Below are 24337 nucleotides of genomic sequence, written 5' to 3'. Positions count from 1 at the left end.
TGCTACTTCGGCGGCCACTCTTGACATGCAGCCTTTGAGCTGCATAACGTGTCATACGTAGCCGCCAGGCTGCATATGTGGGAGAGAAAACTACAGGCATGGATGAGGTGTTCAAGGCGCTCGCCGACCCCAGTCGACGGCGCCTTCTCGACAGCTTGAACGCCCGCACCGGGCAGAGCCTGAGAGAACTGTGCGCCGGGCTGGACATGGCCCGCCAATCGGTGAGCAAGCATCTCAAGGTGCTCGAGGACGCCAACCTCGTCAGCATCGTGTGGCGCGGCCGGGAGAAATTGCACTACCTCAACGCCGAACCGATCAACGCCATCGCCGACCGCTGGATCAACCACTACGACCGTGTGCGGGCACAGACGCTCGCCGACCTCAAGACTGTATTGGAGCAGGATCCCATGGGCGACAACAACAATGACGCCAACAACAATGACTTCGTCTACACCACTTACATCCGGACCACGCCGGAGCGACTCTGGCAGGCCGTCACCGACCCGGCATTCTCGGAGCGGTACATGGGGCACACGTTGGTGTCGGACTGGAAGGTCGGATCGACCTACAGCTGGCGCGACGGCGATCTGAACATCTCCGACCCCGAACAGGTGATCCTCGAGGCCGACCCCTACCGTCGGCTGGCGTTCACCTTCCACACCTTCACGCGTGACCTGACCGCGCTGGGCCTGTCCGGGGACGTCATCGACCGCGCGGCCGCCGAACCCCGGTCCAGGGTGTCGTTCGACATCGAGCCCGTCGACGACGGTCGCGTCAAACTGACCGTCATCCACAGTGGCTTCCCGCCGGGAAGCGTTGTGCGCGAGCTTGTTTCGGGTGGATGGCCGTCCAAGCTCTCCGATCTGAAGAGCGAGCTCGAGCTGGAGACGGCGCCGGCCCGGTAGGCGGCTACCCGCAGAGCGCGTCGGCGGCGGCCTCGACCGCGACGATGACCGCGGACTGCTGGCCGGGCGTCAACTCCGACCAGCGGCTGTCGAACGTCGCGGGGCCGGACGAGTCCTCCTGCTGCAGCGTCTCGAGAAACGGCTCGATCTGGGTTTTGGGGTCGCCGCCCTGCTCGTCCATCCACGTCCGTGCGGCCAGGCATGCCTGGAAGTAGTCGTCCTCGGTGGACTCTGCCGGTGCACCGACTGCGGTCGTCACGCCGCCGGGGGACACGCCGACCTCGCCGGGCGCGACCGGGGCGGCGGCCGCCGAGGACGACGGGGTCGCAGTCGACGTCTCCGCCGGCTCGGTGTCAGATGAGCAGCCGGACAGCAGTGCCAGACCCGCGACCGCGGCCCCGACGGCACGAAGTGGGAACCTGCGCATCCCGCCAATCTAGGCAACGGCCTCGGTCACGACCTCACCGGTCTTCGAGAACCGCCTTGAGGAAGGTGCGGGTGCGCTCGTGTTCGGGGGCGTTGAAGATCTTCGACGGTGGACCGTCCTCGATGATGACGCCGTCGTCGAACATCAGCACCCGGTCGGAGACATCGCGGGCGAAGTGCATCTCGTGGGTGACGATCAGCATGGTGATGTCGGTGGTCTCGGCGATGTCGCGCAGCACGCCGAGCACGTCGACGACCAGTTCGGGGTCCAGCGCCGAGGTGACCTCGTCGAGCAGCAGGATGTCGGGTTCCATCGCCAGCGCCCGCGCGATCGCGACGCGCTGCTGCTGCCCGCCCGACAGCGTCGTGGGGTGCGCGTCGACGAAGGCGTTCAGACCGACCTTGTCCAGCAGTTCGGTGCCTCGGGTGCGGGCCTGCTCTTTGGAGAGGCCGAGCACCGATACCGGTGCCTCCATGAGGTTCTCGATCACCGTCATGTTCGGGAACAGGTTGAACTGCTGGAACACCATGCCGATCCGGCGACAGACCTTGCGCAGATGCTTGTCCGACGCGGGCACCAGGCGATCACCGCGCCGCTCGTGCGTCAACGGCTCACCGTCGATCCAGATCACGCCGTCGCTGACCCGTTCCAGTGTCATCAACAGCCGCAGGATCGTCGTCTTGCCCGAGCCGGACGGCCCGATCAACGTGACCCGCTCACCGGGGGCGACCGAGAAGTTCATCCCGTCCAGGACGGTTTTGTCGCCGAATCGCTTGACCACGTCCTCGAAGCGCACCATCGGGGTGGCCGGGTTCGTCGAATCAACCGATTCGTCAGGGCTTTCCGGGCTTCTAGCGGGCAAGGCGTATCTCCAGTTTCCTCATGAGCACCGAGGTGGGGTAGCTCGCGGCCAGGAAGATCACGCCCGCGACGGTGATCGGCTCGATGTATCGGTAGTTCTGGCCGCCGAACTGGTTGGCCACGGTGACCATCTCCGCAACGCCGATGACGATGAGGAACGGGGTCTCCTTGAACAGGGCGATGATCTGGTTGCCGGTGGACGGCAGGACCCGCCGCACCACCTGCGGCAGGATCACCCGCCGCCAGGTGCGGTGCGGGGGGAGGGAGAGCGCGGTGCACGCCTCCCACTGGCCCCGCGGGATCGCGTCGATGCCGGCCCGGTACACCTCCGACATGTAGCAGGCGTAGTGCACCCCGAGCACCGCCACTCCGGTGACCAACGCACTCGGTCGGATCCCGATGACCGGCAGACCGAAGTAGACGAAGAACAGCTGGATCGGGATCGGCGTGCTGCGCACGAACTCCACCACGCCGTAGGCCGGCCAACTGATCCACCGCGAGTCGGCCCGGCGTCCGAGCACCAGCACCAGACCGACGACGATGGCGATCACGGACGCCGCAGCGGTGATGCCCAGCGTGAACTTCAGAAATGCCGAAACGAGGCCTGGCAGTACCTCGCGGGCGTACTCCCAGTCCCACAGTTGGCGCTGATCTTCGGTCACGTCGGTGCCACCCCACGGCGTCGTGTGACGGCGTTCGCCTTCGCACCCCGACCGATGCGGGCGGCGGTGCGCGCCTCCACCCGGCGCGTCACCGCGACCAGGATCTGGGCGAGCAGGAAGTAGACGACCAGCGCGATGCTGAACGCGGCCATGCTGCCCATCTCGAACTGCAGCTGTTTCACCTCGAAGGTGAGCTCGGTGATGCCGATCAGATACAACAGCGACGAGCTCTTGAGGATCTGGATCCACAGATTGCCGAACGGCGGGACCATCTCCGGCAGCGCCTGAGGCAGGATGACGCGGCTCATCCGCCGGAAGCGGCTCAAGCCGAGCGCGACCGTCGCCTCCCACTGGGTCTTGGGCACCGACGCGATGGCGCCCCGGACCACCTCGGCGCCGTACGCGCCGAAGTTCAGTCCGAACGCCAGCGTGGCCGCCGCCATCGGTTCGAAGCGCAGACCCAGCTGCGGCAACACGAAGAAGATCCACAACAGCTGCACCACCAGCGACGTGCCGCGGAAGAACTCCACCACCACCCGGGAGAAGCCGCGCACGACAACCGAACCCGACAGCGACATCAGCCCGAACGCGAACGACACCACCAACGCGGCCGCCGCGCCCAGGACCGTGTACAGCATCGTCAGGCCGGCTCCGTGGAGGAACAGGGGGCCGGCCTCGACGAGCTCAGCGAGCAACGGCTCAGCCCTGGCAGAGCTGCTCTGCGGTCAATTCCGGGTCGGGACGCTCGGCCTCGGTGAACCCGTAGGGCTCGACGAGTTCGAGCCACTTGGGGCTCTCGATGAGCTCGGCCAGCTGTTCGTTGAAGGCCTCGCGCAGCTCGGTGTCGGTGCGCCGGAAGACTGCCGCGCCGGCGCCGATCTGCTCCTCGCCGTCGATGACCGGGACGAACGCGTCGGCCACCTGGACGGACTCGTCTCCGTCCGCGAGTGCTCGCAGCGAGATGCTGGTCAAGGCGAATGCGTCGGCCCGGCCGGATTTCACCGCGTCCAGCCCCGCCTGCTGGTCGGCGACGATCTGAAGGCGGTCGTCGGGCACGCCCGAGGCCTTGGCCTGGTCCACCTCCACGGCGCCGTTCATCACCGCGAGCCGGGCGTCGCCCTCGGCCACCGAGGCGTAGTCGGTCAGGCCCTTGGGGTTGTCCCGCGCCACCAGCAGCGAGGTGGTGGCCACATACACCGGGTTGCTGAAGGCCGCCTGCTCGCAGCGTTCCGGGGTGATGAACATGCCGGCGGTCACCACGTCGACGCGCTCGGAGTTCAGTGCCTGGATCAGAGAGCCGAACTCGAACAGGTGCGGCTCGAGGGAGATGCCGCCGATCTGGTCGAAGATGTAGCCGTGCACCGCGGGGTCCTCGCCGACGAGTTGGCCGTTCTCCCGGTACGCGTACGGCCGCTCGTTGGCAAATCCGACGTTGACCATCTTGTCGGCCTTGATGCGCTCGAGCGTGCCGCCCTCGCCGGTGGGACTGCCGGTGCCGGGTTCGGTGGTCGAGCAGGCTCCGACGGCGACCAGGACGACGCCGAGACCGCCGGCGAGCAGGGACCGGCGTAGCTTGGTCGACGTCGGCATGGGGACGGTGTGCATGGTGACCTCTTCTCGATTCGACGGTTCGAGGAACCACGGTGAGGTACCGCACCCGACGGCCGACGAGCACGCCCACGCCAAGCACGGCACCAGGCCGTTTTCCTTGTCGGTAAGCCGACGTTAGGAGGCCGACGGGGCTTCGTCAAAAGTCTGGCCGGCTTCGTGACCGCACCGTGATCCTGGCGGCCGCGGTGATGGCCTAGGAGCTCTCGCCGCTGTGCAGCAGTGGGCGCAGCCGTTCGGTCTTCTCCTGCGACCACTCCGGCGGCGACAGGATCGCTGCCCACGCGTCGGCGACATCCGCGACGTAGACGTGGCCGTGACCGTCGGGGACGTTGACCGCCACCGCCATGTCCGCCGAAACCTGCAGGAAGGTGACGATCGGAATCCATTCCATGTCCGGAGACACGTCGTAGCCGCGGGCTTCGCGCAGCCAGTCGGGTTTGGCGAACAGCAGGTCCGGGCTCCACCACGCGATCGGATCCGAGGCGTGCTGCAGGTACACCACGCGTGGCTGTCCCCACGGGTCTTCGGGACGCTGCAGATTGCGGGATTCGGCGACGAACCGGACGTTCTCGCCGCGGTCGTAGATCGGTAGCCATTGGGGCGAACCGGGATCGCGGTTGGCCGTCAGGTCGGTCCAGATCGTGTTGTTGAACGTGGGTCCGCTGAACAGTGCGCCGTCCGTCCGGGCGATCAAATTGTTCAACGCCAGGAACGGCGCCTCGCCGCCGAAGGACCCCAGGCTCTCGCCGAAGACCACCAGCTTGGGCCGCTGGGCCTCGGGCATCTCCCGGATCAACTCGTCGACCGCTTCGAAAAGCGCTTGGCCTGCTTGGCGGGCGTTCTCCTTGTCGACGAGGAACGACAGCCAACTGGGCAGAAATGAGTACTGCATGCTGACGATCGCGCTGTCGCCGTTGTACATGTACTCCAGCGCCGCGGCTTCGGCGGCATTGATCCAGCCGGTCCCGGTGGTGGTGGCGACCGCGACGACCGCGCGGTCGAGTCCGCCGGTGCGCTGCAACTCCCGCGCGGCCAGGGCCGCCGTCTCCTTGATGCCGTCCGCCGAATGCAGGCCGGCGTAGGCGCGGATCGGTTCGACCGCCGGGCGGCCGTTGAACTCGCTGAGTTGATCGACTGTGGGACCGCCCGCGATGAAGATGCGTCCCTGGTGCCCCAACGACTCCCAGCTGACAAGCGACTCGGGCCCGCCGGAGCGCAGCGGGGTGTCGGGTCCGCCGAAGTCGGGATCGGTCTCGTCGTTGACCGCCGCGAAGGTCTTGTTGATGGTGCTCATCGCGAATCGCACCACCACGCCGTTGAGCAGCGCGATCGTCAACGCGACCAGCACGGCGACGGCGACGACGGCCGAAACCCGGGGCGGGGCAAAGCGACTCAGCTGCCGCACCAGGAAGCGCACCAGCTTGCCCACCAGTTGGCCGAGTTCGACGAGTACGAACAACGTGATCAGCGACAGCGCCGCCGCCAGCGGATGGTCCCAGAATCCCAACCGCGGCACGCCCATCAGATCGCGTACGTCGTCCTGCCAACGGTGGAACCAGACGATCATCAGGGTCATCCCGATGGCGCCGACGACCACGAGGACCAGCCACGCCCACCGCGGCGCGGGCGGGCTGGAATCCTTGGACCTCATGTAGCGCACCAGCCATACCGCGAAAACGCCCAGGCCGTAACCGATCGCACCGGCGCCTCCGCTGACCAGGCCCTGGAACAGCGGGCCCCGTGGCAGCAGTGACGGCGTCAACGAGAAGTACAGGAAGATCAGGCCGACGGCGGTGCCGGTGAAGGTGTAGCGCCGGACCCACCACGCGTTCCTGGTGTCCGGCGCCGTTGTGGTGTCGTCGCGCGTCTCGTCTTCGGTCGCGACGGCGCCCTCACCGGAATCAGTCACGAACGCACTCTAGCGGTGGGTGAAGTTCGCGGCCCGCTTCTCGGTGAACGCGTTCATGCCCTCGGTCTGATCGTCAGTGGCGAAGGCCGAGTGGAAGAGCCGGCGTTCGTAGAGCAGGCCCTCGGTCAGGGTGGACTCGAATGCGCGGTCGACCGCCTCCTTGGCCATCCGCGAGGCGGACAACGACATACCGGCGACGGTCGCGGCGACCGCCTTGGCTTCGTCGAGCAGCACGTCGGCAGCCACCACGCGCGACACCAGGCCGGCACGTTCGGCCTCCTCGGCGTCCATGTTGCGTCCGGTCAGGATGAGGTCCATCGCCTTGGCCTTGCCGATGGCGCGGGTCAGCCGCTGCGAGCCACCCATGCCGGGCAGCACCCCCAGCTTGATCTCGGGCTGGCCGAACTTGGCGGTGTCCGCAGCGATCAGGATGTCGCACATCATCGCGAGCTCGCAGCCGCCTCCCAGGGCGTAGCCCGCGACCGCCGCGATGGTCGGTGTGCGGGTCGCCGCGAACTTGCCCCAGGCGGCGAAGAAGTCGGCCGCGAAGACGTCGGCGAACGACAGGTTCGCCATCTCCTTGATGTCGGCTCCGGCGGCGAACGCCTTCTCGTTGCCGGTCAGGACGATCGCACCGACACCCGGATCGTCGTCGAGTTCGGCTGCGGCGGTGGTGACTTCGTTCATCACCTGGGTGTTGAGGGCGTTGAGCGCCTTCGGCCGGTTCAACGTGATCACGGCGACCCGGCCCTCGCGGGTGACCAGGATCGTCTCGTAGCTGGATGCGGTCATTGCTGCTCCTGTCGGTGTCCGGGTTCGAATGTCAGATCGGGGTCGGCGGAGACGAAGTAACCGTCGATGTCTTCGGCGGTGACCGCGTCCAGCGACGGTGGTGACCATTGTGGGTTGCGGTCCTTGTCGATGAGCAGTGCGCGGATGCCCTCCACCAGATCATGGGACCGCAGGGCGCCGCAGGAGGTACGGAACTCTTGGCGCAGCACGTCTTCCAGGGTGGACAGTGATGCGGCCCGGCGCACCGCCTCCAGCGTCACCGACACCGCGATCGGGGAGCGTGAAGTGATCAGGTCGGCGGCCTCACCGGCGGGTTCGGCGTCGTGTCCACGCAGTGCCGCGACGATGTCGGAGACGGTCTGCCCGCCATAACAGTGGTCGATCCATTCCCGCTGGGCGAGTAGGTGACTCGGCGGTGGTTCCTCGGCGAAGGCGGCGACCGCACTGTCGGTGCCCTCGGCCAGGATCGTCTCGGTGAACGCACCGAGACGATCGCGTGGGATGAAGTGGTCGGCGAAACCCATCGCGAGGGCGTCGGCACCGGTGAACGGTGCGCCCGTGAGCGCGGCATGGATACCGAGAAGGCCGGGTGTGCGCGACAGGATGAAGGTGCCGCCGACGTCGGGGACGAACCCGATGCCGACCTCGGGCATGGCCATCTTGGTCGTCTCGGTCACCACGCGGACGCTGCCGTGCGCGCTGAGTCCGACACCACCGCCCATCGTGATGCCGTCCATCACCGCAACATAGGGCTTGGGGTAGCGCCCGATATGGGCATTGAGCAGGTACTCGTCGTGCCAGAACTGCCGCGCCTCGGCGCCGCCCGCCTTGGCGCTGTGATAGATCGCCACCACGTCGCCGCCCGCGCACAGGCCGCGGTCGCCGGCACCGGTGACGACGACCGCGCGGACCGTGTCGTCGTTCTCCCAGGAGGTCAACGCCGTCGAGATCTGTTCGACCATCGGATGGGTGAGCGAGTTGATCGCCTTGGGCCGGTTGAGCGTGATCAGGCCGACGCTCCCGCCGGACGGCCCGCCCACAGAAACTAGGACATCCTCGTTTTTGTGCACGGAATGCAATCTAGTTCGTTGCCCACGGTAAAGCAGGCCCGGGTAAGGTTCCTGTGAACGGCCTGGGAGGTTCCCCCGGGAACCGAAGACGGCCGTCGATCGTTGAGTGTGCGTTCGTACATTCGAGCCACAGCACAGGAGAGGAACCGACGGTGCGCGAGAGCAGCAACCCGGTATTTCGTTCACTGCCCAAGGGGCAGGGCGGATACGCGCAATTCGGTACCGGAGCCGCCGGCTACGGTGCGCAGGCAGTAAAGGCCGACCCCTACGCGGGGGCACAGTACCCAGACCAGCAGCAGACGGGTGTCTCCCGTCCGCTGACCATCGACGATGTCGTGACCAAGACCGGCATGACCCTCGGGGTGCTGTCCTCGGTCGCGATCGTGGCCTACTTCGTGGCAGCCTCCAACGTCGCGCTGGCCATGCCCATGCTGCTGATCGGTGCGCTGGGCGGCCTGGGCATGGTGCTGTTCGCGACGTTCGGCCGCAAGCAGGACAACCCGGCGATCGTCCTGAGCTACGCCGCCCTCCAAGGCATGGCCGTCGGCGCCATCTCGTTCGTGTTCGCCAACATGATGGTGTCGGGGATCTCGGCGGGCGCGCTCATCGGCCAGGCAGTGCTCGGCACCGTCGGCGTGTTCGCCGGCATGCTCGTCGTCTACAAGACCGGAGCCATCCGGGTCACGCCGAAGTTCACCCGGATGATCGTCGCCGGAATGATCGGCGCGCTCGTGCTGATGCTGGGCAACTTCGTGCTCGCGATGTTCGGTGTCGGCGGCGGTGAGGGCCTCGGCCTGCGCAGCGGTGGGCCCATCGCGATCATCTTCTCGCTCCTCGTGATCGGGCTGGCGGCGTTCAGCTTCCTCATCGACTTCGATGCCGCGGATCAGATGATCCGCGCCGGTGCGCCCGAGAAGGCCGCCTGGGGCATCGCCCTCGGCCTGACGGTCACCCTGGTGTGGCTCTACATCGAGATCCTGCGCCTGCTGAGCTACTTCAACAGCGACTAGCACCAACCGAAGAAGGGGCGCCCACAATCGTGGGCGCCCCTTTTTCGTGCGCTGGTGTGCGCTCAGATCGAAGAATGGCCCACGGGCACCATCTGGGTACACACCACGGCGCCACTATCCACAGGCCGCGGACTGCCCCTGGTTCGTCGGCAGGGGTTTTGCGAGATTCGATGGGTGATGCCGCTCGACGGACCGTTCATCGGGAGCGAGGCCCTGGCCCGGGGCTTGGTCAAGAAACACCACCTGCGCTCGCGCTACCAGGCGGTCTTCCCCGACGTCTACCTGCCCGAACACCTGGAGCCGACGCTGGCGCACCGGACCCGAGCAGCGTGGCTGTGGTCGAGACGCAGGGGTGTTGTTGCCGGCGCCGCCGCGGCCGGACTTCACGGTGCCCAGTGGATACCCGACGACGAACCGATCGAGCTGGTCTGGTCCAACGCCCGTCCGCCCACAGGCCTTGTCACCCGAAGGGACCGACTGCAGGACGGTGAAGTGCAGTGGTTGCGGGGCCTGCCCGTCACGACGCCGGTACGCACGGCCTTCGACATCGGACGGCTGACGCGAGGGGAGCGAGGTATCGCCCGCCTCGACGCCCTCGGCAACGTCAGCAGGTTCGATCCCGAGCGTGTCCTCGAACTTGCGGACCGGCACGCCGGCTCACCCGGCGTTCCGCGGCTGCGTGCAGCGCTGGCGCTACACGACCGCGGGGCCGAATCGCCACGTGAGACCTGGCTGCGGTTGCTGCTCGTCGGCGCCGGTCATCCGAAGCCTCGCACCCAGATCCCGGTCTTCGACAACTACGGACGGCCCCGCTACTACCTCGACATGGGCTGGGAGGACGTGATGGTGGCGGTCGAATACGACGGGCAGCACCACCGGGAACGGACAGTGTTCAGCAACGACATCATCCGTGCCGAGTTCATCGCGGAGCGCGGGTGGAGATGCGTGCGGGTCGTGGCCGGGCAGCGTCCTGCCGAGATCCTCGACCGGGTCGCGCGGACCCGGGCGTCTGGTGTGCGTCCAGATCGTCGAATCAGTTGAAAACGCGATCTGTGCGCACACCAGCGCCGGCTGTCACTAGGAGAGGCGCTCGACGACCATCGCCATGCCCTGCCCGCCGCCGACACACATCGACTCGATGCCGAAGGTCTTGTCCTGGGACTGCAGGTTGTTCAGCAGCGTGGCGGTGATCCGCGCGCCGGTCATGCCGAACGGGTGGCCGAGGGCGATCGCGCCACCGGAGATGTTGAGCTTGTCTTCGTCCATGCCCAGCTGGCGGGCCGAACCGAGCACCTGCACCGCAAAGGCCTCGTTGATCTCGTACAGGTCGATGTCACCGATGCTCATCTTGGCGTTCGCCAGGGCCTTCTTCACAGCCTCGATCGGGCCCAGCCCCATGATCTCCGGCGACAGGCCGCTCACGCCCGTCGACACGATGCGCGCCAACGGTGTCAGCCCGAGGGCCTTGGCCTTGGTATCGCTCATGATCACCACGGCCGCGGCACCGTCGTTCAGCGGGCAGGCGTTGCCGGCGGTGATGGTGCCGTTCGGCCGGAACACCGGCTTGAGCTGGCTGATCTTCTCGTAGGTGGTGCCCGCCCGCGGGCCGTCGTCCACTGAGACGACCGTGCCGTCGGGCAGCGTCACCGGGGCGATCTCCCGCTCGAAGAATCCGCTCCTGATGGCTTCTTCGGCGCGGTTCTGCGACCGCACCCCCCAGTGGTCCTGGTCTTCGCGGCTGATGCCGGTGAACGCCGCGACGTTCTCGGCCGTCTGGCCCATCGCGATGTAGACGTCGGGCAGCTTGCCGTCCTCGCGGGGGTCGTGCCACTCGGTGGCGCCGGCGGCGGCCTGCTCCGTGCGGGCCTGCGCGTCGGCGAACATCTCGTTCTTCGAATCGGGGGCTCCGTCGGCGGCCCCCTTCCCGAACCGTGACACCGTCTCCACCCCGGCCGAGATGAACGCCTCGCCCTCGCCGGCCTTGATCGCGTGGAACGCCATCCGCGTGGTCTGCAGCGACGACGAGCAGTAGCGGTTGACCGTGGTGCCGGGCAGGAAGTCGTAGCCGAGCTCGACCGCCACCGCGCGGCCGATGTTGTATCCGGCCTCACCGGCGGGCTGGGCGCAGCCCATCATCAGGTCGTCGATCTCCCGCGGGTCCAGGCCGGGAACCTTGTCCAGCGCAGCCCTGACCATCTGCGCGGCGAGGTCGTCGGGGCGCATGGTGACCAGCGAGCCCTTGTTGGCGCGGCCGATGGGTGAGCGGGCGGTGGCGACGATGACGGCCTCGGGCATGACGGCTCCTTGGGGGTTCGAGCGGAAACTACACAGAACCTAGCCCGCGCCGATCGCCATCGGAGCGGGCACCCCACCCAGAACGGGCGCCGGCACCCCGGTCGAGCGCCGCCACAACCGGGTGAGCCCGGTGACCCGGCCGAGCAGCGACCCGCCGTCAGGCCTGCGCGATTCCAGCGCCTCCTCGCACGGCATGCCGGTGACGAATTCGCCCAGTTCGCTGCACAGCGCAGGCAGCAGCTGCTTGGCCGCCAGCGCGTAGCCGGCCGCCGAGGGATGAAACATGTCCTGCGAGAACAGCAGCTCGGGGGTCTCGTAGAAGTGCGGTGCCAGCAGGTCCGAGAACGGTACGGGAGTACCACCTGCCGCCCGTACCGCGCCCGCCTGGGCGCGGGCCAGCCGCAGACCGCGGCTGCGTGCCACCCATCGCAGGGGTTGTGGAATCGCGGTGATGACGCCGAAGTCCGGGCAGGTGCCGACGGCGACGACGGCGCCGCTGCTGCGCAACCGCTGCACCGCGCGGCCGAGTCGACGCGCCGAGGGGCCGATGCCGTTGGGTTTGGTGATGTCATTGGCGCCGATCATGATCACCGCGGCGTCCGGTGGGGGACCCGCGACGAACATCGCGTCGATCTGGCCGGACAGTCCCTTGGAGGTGGCGCCGACGATCGCCTTGGTGCTCAACCGGATCCGCTTTCCCGACTCCTCGGCCAAACCCCGGGCCAGCAGCACACCGGGCACCTCGTCGCTGCTGGTGCAGCCGTACCCGGTGGCGGTCGAATCGCCGAAGATCATCAGGTGCAGATCGAACGGGATCCCGCGGTGCCAGCGCTCGACCGGCCCGCCGCCCGGCCCGTACACGCCGTCGGCGCGCGGCGGGACGTCCCACGACTTCGGAATGACACTCCGTGCCTGCTCAGCCTGCCCGCTCAGCAGATTTCGGGCCCCGACGTAGGCGGAGCCGGTCGACGCGAGGGCGGCCGCGGCCGCCAGGGCGATGACCGACCGCCTCGGGGGGCGACTGCGCAGGTGAGGAGCATGACGACTAATGCCCACGCCGCCGAGTTTAGAGGGCGCATCAGGGGCACGGCACGTCCAGAGGCGAATCGGCGATCACAGTGCGGTATCAACTCCGGTATCAAAATTGTTTAACCAATTGTGATAGGGCTTAGAGGTGACAAGCTAAGTTACGAGCCTGTCTGAATAAGTCGGCTTATCGAGGGACTACAACGGCGTAGGAAGTGGTGGCGATGACGGCACCGAGCAAGGTTCCCAGCACCTCATACATGGCTGTCCGGCCAGGTAGAGCGCATAAACCCCGCCGATTCCCGGTCAGCGACGGGGCCCCTGTCGAGGTCGTAGAGGACGGTCCGAGTATCGCCGGCCGCCTGATGGGGCTGGCCGCGCTGCTGACGGTCAAGCCGACTCTGACCATCGGCAGCTACGCCCCGCGGATGCCGTGGCCGTGGGGTCTGGTCGACTTCGCCGCCAGGATCATGCGGCCGCCGGCCGGTACGGTGCGCGCCACCATCGCGCTGCCGCACTGCACCGCCCAGCTGGTCCGCGCCGCGGGGGTCCTGCCCGCCGACGGCAAACGCAGCGTCGTTCTCTACCTGCACGGCGGCGCATTTCTGACCTGCGGCGTCAATACCCACGGACGCCTGGTGGCTGCGCTGTCCAGGTACGCCGACAGCCCGGTGCTGGTCGTCAACTACCGGATGATCCCTGACCACTCCGTCGGCACCGCGCTCGACGACTGCTACGACGCCTACAAGTGGCTACGGGAGACGGGCTACGAGCCCGATCAGATCGTGCTGGCCGGTGATTCCGCCGGCGGCTATCTGGCGCTGGCGCTGGCCGAGCGGCTGCAGGCCGAGGGCATCAACGGCTACGAGGGTGAATCGCCCGCCGCCATCGCCACCATGTCCCCGCTGTTCGAGATCGACAACGAGGCACGCGCCGACCATCCGAATGTCCGCACCGACGTGATGTTCCCGCACCGGGCTTTCCACGCCCTGGTCGAGCTGATCAGCGAGGCAGCCGGCCGGCGCATGGTCGACGGCCGACCGGAAGAGGTCTACGAGCCGCTCGACCACATCGAACCGGGTCTACCGCGCACCCTCATCCACGTCTCGGGATCGGAGGTCCTGCTCAGCGACGCGCGCAAGGCGGCGCGCAAGCTGGCCGCCGCGGGGGTGCCCGTCGAGGTCCGCATCTGGCCCGGCCAGATGCATGTCTTCCAGCTCGGGGCACCGGCAGTGAACGAGGCCAACCGCTCTCTGCGGCAGATCGGCGAGTACATCCGAGAGGCGACCTGGTAGTCGTCCGCGCCGCCTGACACGATGGACGCATGCGGATCGCCAGGCACATCAGTGAGCTCATCGGCAATACCCCGCTGGTCCAGCTGAACTCGGTGGTTCCCCCGGGATCGGGGACGGTCGCGGCGAAGATCGAATACCTCAACCCCGGCGGCAGCGCCAAAGACCGCATCGCGGTCAAGATGATCGACGCCGCCGAGGCCAGCGGCGAACTGCGACCCGGCGGCACCATCGTCGAACCCACCTCCGGGAACACCGGTGTCGGGTTGGCCCTCGTCGCCCAGCAGCGCGGCTACAAGTGCATCTTCGTCTGCCCCGACAAGGTCAGTGAGGACAAGCGCAACGTGCTGCGGGCCTACGGAGCCGACGTCGTGGTCTGTCCGACGGCGGTGCCACCGGACCATCCGGACAGCTACTACAGCGTCTCCGACCGGCTCGTTCGGGAGATCGACGGGGCGTGGAAGCCCGACCAGTACTCCAACCCGATGGGTCCGGAAAGCCATTACGAGACCACCGGACCCGAGATCTGGGCAGACACCGACGGCAAGGTCACCCACTTCGTCGCGGGCGTGGGCACCGGCGGCACCATCACCGGTGCGGGCCGCTATCTCAAAGAGGTGTCCCAGGGGCGTCCGGAAGGCCCGGTCAAGGTGATCGGCGCCGACCCCGAGGGGTCGGTGTACTCCGGCGGCAGCGGCCGGCCCTACATGGTCGAGGGGGTGGGCGAGGATTTCTGGCCGTCGGCGTACGACCCCGCGGTCCCCGACGAGATCATCGCGGTCTCCGATGCCGACTCGTTCGAGATGACCAGGCGCCTGGCGCGCGAGGAGGCGCTGCTGGTCGGCGGTTCGTGCGGAATGGCCGCGGTCGCGGCGATCCAGGTCGCCGAACGTGCGGGTCCCGACGCGCTCGTCGTGGTGCTGCTTCCCGACGGTGGACGTGGGTACCTGTCAAAGGTTTTCAACGACGAGTGGATGTCGTCCTACGGATTTCTGCGCAGCCGGCTCGACGGCTCTGTGCAGGAGTCGACGGTCGGCGACGTGCTGCGCGGGAAATCCGGCGCGCTGCCCGACCTGGTCCACACGCACCCATCGGAGACCGTGCGTGACGCCATCGGCATCCTGCGCGAGTACGGGGTGTCCCAGATGCCCGTCGTCGGCGCCGAGCCGCCGGTGATGGCGGGTGAGGTCGCCGGAAGCGTGTCCGAACGTGAGTTGCTTTCGGCGGTGTTCGAAGGGCGCGCAAAGCTGGTCGATGCGGTGGCCCAGCACATGAGCCCGCCGCTGCCGTTGGTCGGCGCCGGAGAACTGGTGAGCGACGCCGCCAAGACCCTTCGGGACTGTGACGCGGTGATGGTCGTCGAGGGGGGCAAGCCGGTGGGTGTGCTCACCCGACACGATCTTCTGGGCTTCCTGTCGGACGGCAACACCGGCCGCTGACCGGGTTTTTTCCAGAGTTCGCCAAGCGCCGCCCGCCCCGAGAACAAGATCGAATTCGTGCGCGAAACCGCTGTCGTCAGGTGTTGCTCAGGTAGGGTAAGCACGCTCAAGCCAGCCGAGGCAGCACTGGAAGGCGTCTGTGACCGATCAACCGCCACCCCCGGGGAGCTATCCGCCCGCTCCGCCACCACCCGGTGGTCAACCGGTTCTGCCGCCGCCGGGCAGCGCGGGCGTGCCGCTGCCGCAGGAGTCGTACACGCCGTGGCTCACCCGGGTTCTGGCGTGGGTCATCGACGCCGTTCCGGTGCTGCTCATACAGGGCATCGGCTGGGGTCTGCTCGTGGCCACCCGCGAGACGGTGTGCGTCACCGACACGTCCGGGTTCGCCCTCGGCGAATTCTGTGGGACAGGGGCGTCCACCCTCGGCCAGTCGGCGCTCGTGCTCGCCGTCGTCGCCGTCCTTGCCTACGTCATCTGGAACCTCGGCTACCGGCAGGGCACCACCGGTTCCAGCGTCGGCAAGGCGATCATGAAGTTCCAGGTCGTCAGCGAAAATACTTGGCAGCCTATTGGTTTCGGCCGATCAATCGTTCGGCAGCTGGCTCACATCATCGACGGCGCAATCTGTTACATCGGGTATCTGTTCCCGTTGTGGGACAACAAGCGCCAAACCATCGCCGACAAGATAATGACCACCGTCTGCATTCCACTCTGACCGCAATCGACATCAGGAGACCGTCATGACAGACAATCCGCCTCCCCCCGGGGGCTACCCGCCGCCTCCTCCGGAGGGATACCCGCCGCCGCCTCCTCCGGGGGGTTACCCGCCGCCGCCCCCGCCGGGAGGTGGCTACCCGCCGCCCCCGCAAGGGCAGCCGGGTGGGTTCCCGCCGTCCGGGGGTTTTCCGCCCCCCGGCGGGTATTCGGCTCCGCAGGGCGGTTATCCGCCACCGCCGCAGGGTTATCCGCCGATGGGAGGTCCGTCCGGCTACAGCGTCGGCGAGGCATTCAGCTGGGCGTGGAACAAGTTCACCAACAACGCCGTCCCGCTGGTCGTGGCCACCCTGGCCTTCGGCGTGGTCCTGCTGATCCTGCAGGGGCTCATCAACCTGTTCCAGATCCTGTTGGCTCCGGACTCGGCCACCAACTACGTCACCGATGACAGTGGGTTCTCGTTCTCCTACAACGTCACCGGTGTGACCGGCATCCTGATCTCGCTCGTCGGGTGGTTCCTGTCGCTGCTTGTCGGCGCCGCGATCCAGTCGGCATTCCTCGGCGGCGTGATCGACATCGCCAACGGTCAGCAGGTGGCCATCGGGTCGTTCTTCCGGCCCCGCAACATCGGCAACGTGGTCATCGCCACGTTGATCGTCGGCGTCATCACGACCGTCGGCTTCTTCCTGTGCGTGATTCCGGGCGTGATCGCGAGCATCATGCTGATGTTTACGGTGATCGGGGTTCTGGACCGCAACCTGGCGCCGTTGGATGCCGTCAAGGCGAGCTTCGACACCAGCAAGAGCAATTTCGGCAGCGTGTTGCTCGCGTGGCTGGTGATGCTCCTGGTGGTCGTCGTCGGTGCCATCTTGTGTGGTGTCGGCCTGCTGGTGGCGGTGCCCGTGGCGTCGCTGATCCTGGTCTACACCTACCGGGTGCTCAACGGCGCCTCGGTGGCGCCGGCCACCCAGTAGCACCTGCGCTGGAGAATGTCGGCGTGTCCGGGGTCGCCGGGCACGCCGACATTTTTGCGCTTTGCCCATCCGGCCGAGATCCTGGGAAGCATGAATCGGGATCCCCGACAGCCGCCGCCGCAGCTCTGGCGGCCGGCGCTGCCCAGGCGGGCTTACACCCCCTGGATCGCGCGACTGGGCGCGTGGCTGATCGACGTGATCCCGCTGCTCGCCGGCGCGGCGCTGTGGGAGGCGGTGGCCATCGGCACCGCCGGCGTCGACTGCGTGACCTACGACAACGGGGGAGTGGCCTGCACGTCGACCCCCTCGGAGGTAGGTGACGCCCTCTTCGGTCCGGTCGCCCTGATCTCGCTCAGCTACGCGGTCTGGAATTTCGGCTACCGCCAGGGAACCACCGGCTCGAGCATCGGCAAGTCGGTGATGAGATTTCAGGTTGTCAGCGAGAAGACTTGGCAGCCCATCGGTTTCGGCACGTCGCTGCTGCGCCAGTTCGTCCACGCCGTGGACGCCGTCGCCTGCTTCATCGGCTACCTGTTCCCACTGTGGGACGCCAAGCGGCAGACGCTGGCCGACAAGATCATGACCACGGTGTGTGTGCCGCGCGTCAGCGGAACGCGCTGACGCCCGTCAATGCCTCACCGATGACCAGCTGGTGCACCTCGGAGGTGCCCTCGTAGGTCAGGACCGACTCCAGGTTGTTGGCGTGCCTGAGTACCGGATACTCCAGCGTGATCCCGTTGGCGCCCAACAATGTCCGGCATTGCCGCGCAATCTGCAGGGCTTCCCGGACGTTATTGAGCTTGCCGACACTGACCTGCTCGGCCCGGATGCGGCCGTCGTCTTTGAGCCGTCCCAAATGCAGCGCCAGCAGCTGGGCTTTCGCCAGCTCGACGGCCATGTCGGCGATCTTGGCCTGCGTCAGTTGGTATCCGGCCAGCGGCTTGTCGAACACCTCGCGGGTTCCGACGTAGTCCAGCGCGGTCTCCAGGCAGTCCCGGGCTGCTCCCACAGCGCCGAAGACGATCCCGAACCGCGCCTCGGACAGACAGCTCAGCGGTCCTGCCAATCCCCGGGCCTCCGGCAATCGGGCCTCTTCGGGCAGGCGGACGTCGTCGAGGCTGAACTCGGAGGTGACCGACGCCCGCAGCGACATCTTGTGCGTCATCTCCCGGGCGCTGAACCCAGGGGTGGATGTCGGAACGGCGAAGCCGACGATGCTGTTGCGTTCGGTGTCCTGCTCACGCGCCCAGACGATCGCCACGTCGGCGACCGAGGCGTTGGTGATCCACATCTTCGAGCCGTTGAGGACCCAGTCCGACCCGTCCCGGCGTGCGGTGGTGCGCATCCCGCCGGGGTTGGAGCCGAAGTCCGGCTCGGTGAGACCGAAGCACCCGATCAGCTCCCCTGCCGCCATGCCGGGCAGCCACTGCCGGCGCTGATCTTCGCTGCCCCACCGGTGAATGGCGAACATCGCCAGTGAGCCCTGCACCGAGACCAGGCTGCGCAGCCCGCTGTCCACCGCCTCCAGTTCCTGGCACACCAGGCCGTAGGCCGTCGCCGTCGATCCGCCGCACCCGTAACCCGTCAGATGCATGCCGAGCAGGCCGAGCTTGCCGATCTCGACGGCGAGGTCCCGGACCGGGACCTGCCCCGTCTCGAACCACTCGGCGATGTGCGGGCGCAGCCGCTGCTCGCCGAAGCCGCGCACCATGGCGCGCAGGTCGAGCTCTTCGGGACTCAACAGCGAGTCGAGGTCGAGCAGGCTTTCGATGGTTGCGGCCGCAGCGACGGACATGCTCAAGTTCTACACCGCTACCCTGACCGGCATGAGCGAGCATCGCAGTGCGGCCGACCACTACCGGGCGTACGGTCCCGCGACCAAGGCCATTCATGCCGGTTACCGGCCTGACCCCGCCACCGGCGTGGTGAACGCGCCGATCTACGCCAGCTCGACGTTCGCCCAGGACGGCGTCGGTGGGTTGCGCGGCGGCTTCGAGTACGCCCGCACCGGCAACCCGACCCGCGCTGCGCTGGAAGCGTCTCTGGCGGCGGTGGAGACGGCGTCCTACGCGCGGGCGTTCAGCTCCGGGATGGCCGCCACCGACTGTGCGCTGCGGGCCCTGCTGCGGCCCGGCGACCACCTCGTCATCCCCGACGACGCCTACGGTGGCACGTTCCGGCTGATCGACAAGGTGTTCACGCTGTGGGGGATCAGCTACACCGCGGTGGCGCTGTCCGATCTGGACGCCGTGCGCGCGGCGATCACCGACCGGACCAAGCTGGTCTGGGTCGAGACGCCGACCAACCCGCTGCTGTCCATCGCCGACATCGAAGGGATCGCCGGGCTCGCGGCCGCGACGGGTACCAAGGTCCTGGTGGACAACACGTTCGCCTCACCGGCCCTGCAGCAGCCGCTTCCCTTGGGCGCCGACATCGTGCTGCACTCGACCACCAAGTACATCGGCGGACATTCCGACGTGGTCGGCGGGGCACTGCTGACCAACGACGAAGAGCTCGACGACGCGTTCGCGTTCCTGCAGAACGGTGCGGGTGCGGTGCCCGGCCCGTTTGATGCCTATCTGACCATGCGCGGCCTGAAGACCCTGCCGCTGCGGATGCAGCGGCACAGCGACAACGCCGCGGCCATCGCGGAGTTCCTCGACGGGCACCCCGCGATCGACTCCGTGCTCTACCCCGGCCTGCCGTCACACCCCAACCACGAGGTCGCGGCACGCCAGATGAGCGGATTCGGCGGGATGGTGTCGGTGCGGCTGCGTGGTGGCCCCCAGGCCGCACGCGACTTCTGCGCGCGCACAGAGATTTTCATCCTTGCCGAGTCGCTCGGCGGTGTGGAATCGCTCATCGAGTATCCCGGTGCGATGACGCATGCCTCGACGGCCGGGTCCCAGCTCGAGGTGCCCGACGACTTGGTCCGGCTGTCAGTCGGCATCGAAGACGTCGCCGACCTGCTCGGCGACGTCGAGCAGGCGCTGAGCGCCCGGCGTTAGGCCACATCGCTCAACCGACTCATCAGCCGTCGAGTCGATCGTCGAGAACTCCCGCAACTTGGCCAGGCTGTGAAAGGCGTCGATGATCCGGACGGTGCCCGATTTCGCACGCATCACAATCGACTGCGTGTGGGCGCCGCCGCCGCTGTAACGGACGCCGCGTACGAGGTCACTGTCGGTGATACCGGTGGCGGTGAAGAACACGTTCTCGCCGGAGACGAGGTCCCTCGTGTGCAGCACACGATCCAGATCATGGCCGTGATCTCTCGCGCGCTGGCGCTCCGCATCGTCGGTCGGTGCAAGCCGGCCCTGTAGAGCGCCGCCCATGCAGCGCATGGCGGCGGCGGCGATAATGCCTTCCGGGGTTCCTCCGGTGCCGATGAGCATGTCGGTGCCCGAGTCCGGACGTGCGGCTGCAATGGCACCGGCGACGTCGCCGTCGGCGATCAGCCGGATCCGGGCACCGGTTTCGCGGACCTGTTGGATCAGCTCAGCGTGCCGGGGTCTGTCCAGAATGCACACTGCGAGGTCGGACACCGAGAGTTTTTTCGCCTTGGCGACCCGGCGTACGTTCTCCGCAACCGGAGCGGTGATGTCGATGACGTCGGCTGCGTCCGGACCGACAGCGATCTTCTCCATGTAGAACACCGCCGACGGGTCGAACATGCTGCCACGCTCGGAGACCGCCAGCACTGAGATCGCGTTGGGCATGCCCTTGGCCATCAGAGTGGTGCCGTCAACCGGGTCGACCGCGAAGTCGCATTCGGGACCATCGCCGTTGCCGACCTCCTCCCCGTTGAACAGCATCGGGGCCTTGTCCTTCTCGCCCTCACCGATGACGACGACGCCGCGCATCGCGACCGTGCTGACGAGTTGGCGCATTGCGTTGACCGCTGCGCCGTCGCCGCCTTCCTTGTCGCCGCGGCCGACCCAGCGGCCCGCCGCCATCGCACCGGACTCCGTCACGCGGACCAGTTCGAGCGCCAGGTTACGGTCGGGGCGCATGTAGAGCGCCGTGGCCTCGCCCTGCGGCATCACAGACCGCCACCCCGGTGGGACGTTCCAAGACGGACGTCGGGCGCGCCGACTCGAGACGCGTCGGCGGTCAGGTCGTCTGTCTGGTGCTGAGAATCCGTCTCCGCGGCAACTCGTGCGTCATAGTGTTCGAGTTCACGCGCGATGTCTGCGTCGTCCCAGTCCAAGACCGGTGCGATCAGTTCGACGACCTCGCGGGCGGCGGCGATGCCTCGGTCCGGGACCTCGATCGAGATTCTGGTGCGGCGGGTGAGCACATCTTCGAGATGCCGGGCGCCCTCGTGGCTGGCGGCGTAGTACGCCTCTACTTTCAAGTACTCGTCGGCACCGGCGAGCGGCTCGCCCAACTCCGGACGTTTCTCGATCAGTTCGAGGAGCTCGGTGATCAGGGTGCCGTAGCGACCCAGCAGATGCTCGATCGTGGATACCCGCAGACCAACGCGGTCAGCGGTCAGCTGGCGCGAATTCCAAGCAGCGACATACCCATCGGCCCCGACCAGCGGGACGCGTTCGGTGCAGGACACCGGGACCTTGCGTTCGAGCCCGTGCACCGCCGAGTCCACTGCATCTTCGGCCATCACCCGGTAGGTGGTGTACTTGCCGCCGGCGATCACGGTGAGGCCGCGAACTGGACTGGAGACAGCGTGCTCCCGCGACAGCTTGCTGGTCGAGTCGGATTCTCCGGACAGTAGCGGGCGCAGCCCGGCGTACACTCCGACGACGTCCTCGCGGGTGAGCGGATCGGCCAGCAGCGAGTTGGCATGGGCCAGCAGGTAATCGATGTCGGTTTGACTGGCAGCGGGGTGGGCCAGGTCGAGGTCCCAGTCGGTGTCGGTGGTACCGATGATCCAGTGGCTGCCCCACGGGATGATGAACAGCAGGCTCTTCTCCGTGCGGGTGATGATTCCGGTCGCCGAGTTGATACGGTTCCTCGGGATCACCAGGTGGACGCCTTTCGATGCCCGCACCTTGAATTGTCCTCGGCCCCCGACCATCTCCTGAATCTCGTCTGTCCAAACCCCAGCGGCGTTGATCACCTCTCGGGCGCGGATGTCGAACGCGCGCCCACTCTCCAGGTCTCGCACCTCGGCTCCGACCACACGGTCGCCTTCTCGAAGGAACCCGATGACCCGCGTACTGTTCGCGCACGCGGCGCCGAACTCCGCTGCCGTACGGCAGAGCATCATGGTGTGCCGCGCGTCGTCGACCTGCCCCTCGTAGAAGCGCACGGCGCCGCGGATGGCGGACCGGTTTCCCGAGGGGAAGGACTCCATCGTCTTTCGCCGGCTCAGGTGCCGGTGATGGCCGGGGACACCGCGTCCAGCGCCCATCACGTCGTAGACCCCGATGCCCAGCCCGACGTAGCCGCGATCGATCTTCTTCTCCAGCGGGTAGATGAACGGCACCGGGCGAGCGAGGTGTGGACACAGCGTGTCCAGCACCAACCTGCGCTCCCGCAGCGCCTCGAACACCAGGGCGAAGTTGAACTGCTCCAAATAGCGCAGCCCGCCGTGGAACAACTTGCTGGAACGGCTTGACGTGCCCGACGCGTAGTCTCGGGCCTCCACCAGCCCTACCTTCAGGCCCCGGGTGGCAGCGTCGAGCGCAGCCCCGCCGCCGACCACACCACCGCCGATGACGAGGATGTCGAACTCTTCGGTACTCAGCCTGCGTAGCGCCTCGGAGCGCTCGAAGGGGCTCAGTGGTTGTGCAGTACTCATGTCAAAGGCTCCTCGAAAAGCGGTATCTGGTAGGCGAATTCGGAGATCGGTCTAGCTATCCGACATCAACCCAGTCGAGTGAACGCTGCACCGCCTTCTTCCAGCCGGCGTACCCATCCGTCCTTTCCGCCTCGCTCCACTCTGGTGTCCAGCGGCGGGACTCGTTCCAGTTCGCGCGCAGTTCATCGGTGTCCTGCCAGAACCCGACGGCCAGACCCGCCGCATAGGCAGCACCGAGTGCCGTGGTTTCGGCGACGACGGGGCGGCTGACCGGCACGCCGAGAATGTCGGCCTGCAGCTGCATGCACAGGTTGTTGGCCGTCACCCCGCCGTCGACCTTCAACACCTCGAGGTGCACCCCCGAATCTGCTTCCATGGCTTCGGCGACGTCACGACTCTGATAGCAGATCGATTCAAGGGTGGCGCGCGCGAGATGGGCGTTGGTGTTGTACCGGCTCAAGCCGACGATGGCACCCCGTGCGTCACTCCGCCAGTAGGGTGCGAACAATCCTGAAAACGCTGGGACGAAATAGATTCCGCCATTGTCTTCGACCTCGCGGGCGAGAGTCTCCACCTCGCTCGCGCCGGCGATGATCCCCAGTTGGTCGCGCAGCCACTGCACCGCCGACCCCGTCACCGCGATCGAGCCTTCGAGGGCATACACGGCAGCATTGGTGCCGAATTGGTAGCACACCGTCGTCAGCAGCCCGTTCTTGCTTCGGACCAGGTCCGTCCCAGTGTTGAGGAGCAAGAAGTTTCCGGTGCCGTAAGTGTTCTTGGCTTCCCCTGGGGCAAAGCAGACCTGGCCGAACATCGCCGCCTGCTGGTCACCGAGTGCACCACTGAGTGCGATTCCGCCGTAGGGTGTCTTCGAACACGTACGCCCGTACAAGGTGGGGTCTGACGAGGGCCGGATCTGGGGCAGCATCCCCCGTGGGATGTTGAAGAAGCCGAGCAATTCGTCGTCCCAGTCGAGCGTTTCGAGGTTCATCAACATCGTGCGGCTGGCGTTGGTCACGTCAGTGACGTGGATGCCGCCGTCCACTCCGCCGGTGAGGTTCCACAGCAGCCACGAGTCGGTGTTGCCAAAAAGGGCGTCGCCGTTCTCGGCGTCTGTGCGGGCTGCGGGAACGTTGTCCAGGATCCATGCGATTTTGCCGCCCGAGAAATAGGTTGCCGGTGGCAGGCCGGCCTTCTCTCGGATGACGTCGCCCTTGCCCTCGCGCTCCAGAGCGGTGGCGATCTTGTCGGTCCTGGTGTCCTGCCACACGATTGCGTTGTAGTAGGGCCGTCCGGTCTTCTTGTTCCACACTACGGTGGTCTCGCGTTGGTTGGTGATGCCAAGCGCCGCAAGATCGCTCGGCTGAAGCTTGGCGCTGTTGATCGCGGTCTGCAACACCGATGTGGAGCGCTCCCAGATCTCTACCGGGTTGTGCTCGACCCAGCCGGGGCGGGGCATGATCTGCTCATGCTCGAGCTGATGTTTGCTCACTTCGGCTCCGGCGTGATCGAAGATCATGAACCGGGTACTCGTTGTGCCTTGATCGATCGCGCCTACGAACTCAGGCATTGCTACTCCTTCGGTT

General features: G+C 67.0%; 22 protein-coding genes and 1 pseudogene. 9 read left to right on the top strand and 14 right to left on the bottom strand.

The annotated features are described in order from the left end of the window. Positions 1–98 precede the first annotated feature (98 nt). The gene (locus BEMPMBAN_RS25580; protein ID WP_159234284.1) at positions 99–905 is read left to right on the top strand and encodes an ArsR/SmtB family transcription factor; all 807 of its coding nucleotides are present in this window, start codon (positions 99–101) and stop codon (positions 903–905) included. A 4-nt stretch (positions 906–909) separates the two neighbouring features. Here BEMPMBAN_RS25580 and BEMPMBAN_RS25575 read toward each other — a convergent pair whose 3' ends face one another. From BEMPMBAN_RS25575 to BEMPMBAN_RS25540, 8 genes are all read right to left on the bottom strand, one after another. Further along, positions 910–1332, bottom strand: coding sequence for a lipoprotein LpqV (locus BEMPMBAN_RS25575; RefSeq protein WP_159234282.1), 423 nt, complete (start codon positions 1330–1332; stop codon positions 910–912). Positions 1333–1366: 34 nt separating this feature from the next. Beyond that, positions 1367–2131 carry an ectoine/hydroxyectoine ABC transporter ATP-binding protein EhuA gene (gene ehuA, locus BEMPMBAN_RS25570; protein WP_159234487.1) on the bottom strand — a complete coding sequence of 255 codons (765 nt, stop codon included), beginning with the start codon at positions 2129–2131 and terminating at the stop codon, positions 1367–1369. A 52-nt stretch (positions 2132–2183) separates the two neighbouring features. Further along, positions 2184–2855, bottom strand: a complete 672-nt coding sequence (ehuD, locus tag BEMPMBAN_RS25565) for an ectoine/hydroxyectoine ABC transporter permease subunit EhuD (RefSeq protein WP_159234280.1) — start codon at positions 2853–2855, stop codon at positions 2184–2186. Then, complete coding sequence (gene ehuC / locus BEMPMBAN_RS25560; RefSeq protein ID WP_159234278.1) at positions 2852–3550, bottom strand: ectoine/hydroxyectoine ABC transporter permease subunit EhuC; 699 nt, start codon at positions 3548–3550, stop codon at positions 2852–2854. The genes ehuD and ehuC overlap by 4 nt, the downstream gene beginning before the upstream one ends. A gap of 4 nt (positions 3551–3554) precedes the next feature. Further along, entirely contained in the window at positions 3555–4460 is a 906-nt protein-coding gene (gene ehuB / locus BEMPMBAN_RS25555; RefSeq protein ID WP_159234486.1) for an ectoine/hydroxyectoine ABC transporter substrate-binding protein EhuB, read from the bottom strand. A gap of 199 nt (positions 4461–4659) precedes the next feature. Next, positions 4660–6375, bottom strand: a complete 1716-nt coding sequence (locus BEMPMBAN_RS25550; RefSeq protein ID WP_159234276.1) for an alpha/beta hydrolase — start codon at positions 6373–6375, stop codon at positions 4660–4662. 9 nt (positions 6376–6384) lie between these two features. Continuing rightward, positions 6385–7167 (bottom strand): enoyl-CoA hydratase, encoded by a 783-nt coding sequence (locus tag BEMPMBAN_RS25545; protein WP_159234274.1) that lies wholly within the window; start codon positions 7165–7167, stop codon positions 6385–6387. After that, the gene (locus BEMPMBAN_RS25540; RefSeq protein ID WP_159234272.1) at positions 7164–8237 is read right to left on the bottom strand and encodes an enoyl-CoA hydratase/isomerase family protein; all 1074 of its coding nucleotides are present in this window, start codon (positions 8235–8237) and stop codon (positions 7164–7166) included. Before BEMPMBAN_RS25540 ends, BEMPMBAN_RS25545 begins: the two co-directional genes overlap by 4 nt. 152 nt (positions 8238–8389) lie before the next feature. On the opposite strand from BEMPMBAN_RS25540, the gene BEMPMBAN_RS25535 reads away from it, so the two are divergent. Further along, positions 8390–9247, top strand: a complete 858-nt coding sequence (locus tag BEMPMBAN_RS25535) for a Bax inhibitor-1/YccA family protein (RefSeq protein ID WP_159234270.1) — start codon at positions 8390–8392, stop codon at positions 9245–9247. Between the two features lie 177 nt (positions 9248–9424). After that, positions 9425–10288, top strand: coding sequence for an endonuclease domain-containing protein (locus BEMPMBAN_RS25530; RefSeq protein WP_159234485.1), 864 nt, complete (start codon positions 9425–9427; stop codon positions 10286–10288). Between the two features lie 36 nt (positions 10289–10324). Here the strand turns inward: BEMPMBAN_RS25530 and BEMPMBAN_RS25525 are convergent, their stop codons facing one another. Both BEMPMBAN_RS25525 and BEMPMBAN_RS25520 read right to left on the bottom strand, forming a co-directional pair. After that, positions 10325–11542, bottom strand: coding sequence for an acetyl-CoA C-acetyltransferase (locus BEMPMBAN_RS25525; protein ID WP_159234268.1), 1218 nt, complete (start codon positions 11540–11542; stop codon positions 10325–10327). A gap of 39 nt (positions 11543–11581) precedes the next feature. After that, positions 11582–12571, bottom strand: coding sequence for an SGNH/GDSL hydrolase family protein (locus BEMPMBAN_RS25520; RefSeq protein WP_159234484.1), 990 nt, complete (start codon positions 12569–12571; stop codon positions 11582–11584). Between the two features lie 221 nt (positions 12572–12792). Here BEMPMBAN_RS25520 and BEMPMBAN_RS25515 point away from each other — a divergent pair, with 221 nt between their 5' ends. From BEMPMBAN_RS25515 to BEMPMBAN_RS25495, 5 genes are all read left to right on the top strand, one after another. Continuing rightward, positions 12793–13863 (top strand): alpha/beta hydrolase, encoded by a 1071-nt coding sequence (locus BEMPMBAN_RS25515; RefSeq protein WP_159234265.1) that lies wholly within the window; start codon positions 12793–12795, stop codon positions 13861–13863. A gap of 29 nt (positions 13864–13892) precedes the next feature. Beyond that, positions 13893–15299 (top strand): cystathionine beta-synthase, encoded by a 1407-nt coding sequence (locus BEMPMBAN_RS25510; protein ID WP_159234263.1) that lies wholly within the window; start codon positions 13893–13895, stop codon positions 15297–15299. 139 nt (positions 15300–15438) lie between these two features. Continuing rightward, positions 15439–16014: an Rv1078 family RDD domain-containing protein gene (locus tag BEMPMBAN_RS25505; protein ID WP_159234261.1), complete on the top strand. Its 576-nt coding sequence runs from the start codon at positions 15439–15441 to the stop codon at positions 16012–16014. A gap of 25 nt (positions 16015–16039) precedes the next feature. Further along, entirely contained in the window at positions 16040–16987 is a 948-nt protein-coding gene (locus BEMPMBAN_RS25500; protein WP_200846118.1) for a hypothetical protein, read from the top strand. Positions 16988–17077: 90 nt separating this feature from the next. After that, positions 17078–17608, top strand: coding sequence for an Rv1078 family RDD domain-containing protein (locus BEMPMBAN_RS25495; protein WP_159234259.1), 531 nt, complete (start codon positions 17078–17080; stop codon positions 17606–17608). On the opposite strand, the gene BEMPMBAN_RS25490 is transcribed toward BEMPMBAN_RS25495, so the two are convergent. Continuing rightward, a complete protein-coding gene (locus tag BEMPMBAN_RS25490) occupies positions 17592–18782 on the bottom strand; it encodes an acyl-CoA dehydrogenase family protein (protein ID WP_200846117.1) in 1191 nt (396 codons plus the stop codon). The two genes, BEMPMBAN_RS25495 and BEMPMBAN_RS25490, sit on opposite strands and share 17 nt — an antisense overlap. A gap of 31 nt (positions 18783–18813) precedes the next feature. Here BEMPMBAN_RS25490 and BEMPMBAN_RS25485 point away from each other — a divergent pair, with 31 nt between their 5' ends. Further along, positions 18814–19995, top strand: a complete 1182-nt coding sequence (locus BEMPMBAN_RS25485) for a cystathionine gamma-synthase (RefSeq protein WP_159234256.1) — start codon at positions 18814–18816, stop codon at positions 19993–19995. Positions 19996–20013: 18 nt separating this feature from the next. Here the strand turns inward: BEMPMBAN_RS25485 and glpX are convergent. From glpX to glpK, 3 genes and pseudogenes are all read right to left on the bottom strand, one after another. Next, a pseudogene (glpX, locus tag BEMPMBAN_RS25480) lies at positions 20014–21030 on the bottom strand (class II fructose-bisphosphatase); the annotation flags it as partial. Next, positions 21030–22751: a glycerol-3-phosphate dehydrogenase/oxidase gene (locus tag BEMPMBAN_RS25475; protein ID WP_159234253.1), complete on the bottom strand. Its 1722-nt coding sequence runs from the start codon at positions 22749–22751 to the stop codon at positions 21030–21032. The gene BEMPMBAN_RS25475 and the pseudogene glpX, both read right to left, overlap by 1 nt. Before the next feature lie 55 nt (positions 22752–22806). After that, the gene (glpK, locus tag BEMPMBAN_RS25470) at positions 22807–24321 is read right to left on the bottom strand and encodes a glycerol kinase GlpK (RefSeq protein WP_159234252.1); all 1515 of its coding nucleotides are present in this window, start codon (positions 24319–24321) and stop codon (positions 22807–22809) included. Between the last annotated feature and the right edge of the window lie 16 nt (positions 24322–24337).

It is taken from the genome of Mycolicibacterium austroafricanum (assembly GCF_902705885.1).
Taxonomy (GTDB): Bacteria; Actinomycetota; Actinomycetes; order Mycobacteriales; family Mycobacteriaceae; genus Mycobacterium; species Mycobacterium vanbaalenii_A.
Note: the sequence above shows the minus strand (reverse complement) of the source record. Positions and strands in the feature narration are given on the sequence as shown.

Bases quoted from the DNA above. Each gene is read 5' to 3' on its own strand.
- BEMPMBAN_RS25490 (WP_200846117.1), bottom strand. From the start codon at position 18,782: ATGTCCGTCGCTGCGGCCGCAACCATCGAAAGCCTGCTCGACCTCGAC.
- BEMPMBAN_RS25525 (WP_159234268.1), bottom strand. From the start codon at position 11,542: ATGCCCGAGGCCGTCATCGTCGCCACCGCCCGCTCACCCATCGGCCGC.
- BEMPMBAN_RS25515 (WP_159234265.1), top strand. From the start codon at position 12,793: ATGACGGCACCGAGCAAGGTTCCCAGCACCTCATACATGGCTGTCCGG.
- BEMPMBAN_RS25485 (WP_159234256.1), top strand. From the start codon at position 18,814: ATGAGCGAGCATCGCAGTGCGGCCGACCACTACCGGGCGTACGGTCCC.
- ehuA (WP_159234487.1), bottom strand. From the start codon at position 2,131: ATGGTGCGCTTCGAGGACGTGGTCAAGCGATTCGGCGACAAAACCGTC.
- BEMPMBAN_RS25545 (WP_159234274.1), bottom strand. From the start codon at position 7,167: ATGACCGCATCCAGCTACGAGACGATCCTGGTCACCCGCGAGGGCCGG.
- BEMPMBAN_RS25580 (WP_159234284.1), top strand. From the start codon at position 99: ATGGATGAGGTGTTCAAGGCGCTCGCCGACCCCAGTCGACGGCGCCTT.
- BEMPMBAN_RS25495 (WP_159234259.1), top strand. From the start codon at position 17,078: ATGAATCGGGATCCCCGACAGCCGCCGCCGCAGCTCTGGCGGCCGGCG.
- glpK (WP_159234252.1), bottom strand. From the start codon at position 24,321: ATGCCTGAGTTCGTAGGCGCGATCGATCAAGGCACAACGAGTACCCGG.
- ehuB (WP_159234486.1), bottom strand. From the start codon at position 4,460: ATGCACACCGTCCCCATGCCGACGTCGACCAAGCTACGCCGGTCCCTG.
- BEMPMBAN_RS25575 (WP_159234282.1), bottom strand. From the start codon at position 1,332: ATGCGCAGGTTCCCACTTCGTGCCGTCGGGGCCGCGGTCGCGGGTCTG.
- BEMPMBAN_RS25500 (WP_200846118.1), top strand. From the start codon at position 16,040: ATGACAGACAATCCGCCTCCCCCCGGGGGCTACCCGCCGCCTCCTCCG.
- BEMPMBAN_RS25475 (WP_159234253.1), bottom strand. From the start codon at position 22,751: ATGAGTACTGCACAACCACTGAGCCCCTTCGAGCGCTCCGAGGCGCTA.
- BEMPMBAN_RS25510 (WP_159234263.1), top strand. From the start codon at position 13,893: ATGCGGATCGCCAGGCACATCAGTGAGCTCATCGGCAATACCCCGCTG.
- BEMPMBAN_RS25530 (WP_159234485.1), top strand. From the start codon at position 9,425: ATGCCGCTCGACGGACCGTTCATCGGGAGCGAGGCCCTGGCCCGGGGC.